This is a genomic window from Microtetraspora sp. AC03309 (genome assembly GCF_020826795.1).
GTDB lineage: Bacteria > Actinomycetota > Actinomycetes > Streptosporangiales > Streptosporangiaceae > Microtetraspora > Microtetraspora glauca.
The window spans coordinates 1-946 of the sequence record NZ_JADDIL010000243.1 but is presented as its reverse complement, the minus strand read 5'-3'; the positions used below and the strand labels follow the sequence as shown (position 1 = coordinate 946).

Sequence of the window (946 nt, the reverse complement as noted above, 5' to 3'; positions counted from 1 at the left end):
AGGCGTAGGACGCGCGGTCGCGCACCTTGCGGTAGTCCGAGACCGCTCCGGTCGGTGGTGCGGGCAACTCCACGGCGGTAATCAGCTCGCCATGCTCCAGGATGGTGTCGCGGTCCGGCTCATCTCCGGGTAGTCGGTAGAACTCGTCGAGCGGTATCCGACGCTCGCCACCTTCGGCCTGTACCACCACCCGGGCATCGAGGGCGCTCATCGCCACCGCCATGTCCGATGGATGTACGGCCACACAATGTGGGGATGCTCCGAGGATGGCGTGGTAACGGACATAGCCGCCCAGCGCCGAACATCCCGTGCCAGGAGCCCGTTTGTTGCACGGTGTGGTGACATCTTGGAAGTAGACGCACCTGGTGCGCTGCAGCAGGTTTCCGGCCGTGGTGGCGGCGTTGCGCAACTGCCCCGATGCGCCGGACAGCAAGGCTCGGGCCAGCATCGGATAGCGCCCGCGAATCACCGGATCGGCCGCCAGATCGCTGTTGCGGACATTTGCGCCGATGCGCACGCCGCCGTCCGCGGTGGTGACGGTCTCGGTCAGATCAAGTCCGCTGACGTCGACCAGTAGATCTGGCTGCGCGACACCGAGTTTCATGTGATCGACCAAATTGGTGCCGCCGGCGAGATACGCGGCTTGCTGGTGCTTCGTCAGCATCGCGACCGCATCGGCAGGACTCGTCGCGCGGTGATAATCGAACGGCTTCATTGGGTGGCCGCCCGCCCGATCGCGGCGACGATGTTCGGATAGGCCGCGCACCGGCAGAGGTTGCCGCTCATCCGCTCCCGGATTTCATCGTCGGTGAGTGCCGGGGTCAGTTCGAGGTCATCGGTGACGAAGCTCGGCGCACCGGCCTTGGCCTCGTCCAACATGCCGACCGCGGAACAGATCTGGCCGGGCGTGCAGTAGCCGCATTGGAAGCCGTCCTCGTCGTAGAAC

Annotated in this window: 2 protein-coding genes; both read right to left on the bottom strand. The window is 65.5% G+C overall.

Annotation, left to right across the window (positions count from 1 at the left end):
- On the bottom strand, positions 1-715 hold a 715-nt coding region (locus IMZ11_RS42570), incomplete at its 3' end, for a xanthine dehydrogenase family protein subunit M (RefSeq protein ID WP_228649263.1).
- Positions 712-946 (bottom strand): 2Fe-2S iron-sulfur cluster-binding protein (locus IMZ11_RS42565; protein WP_228649261.1); only part of this gene is annotated, 235 nt, incomplete at its 5' end. The genes IMZ11_RS42565 and IMZ11_RS42570, both read right to left, overlap by 4 nt.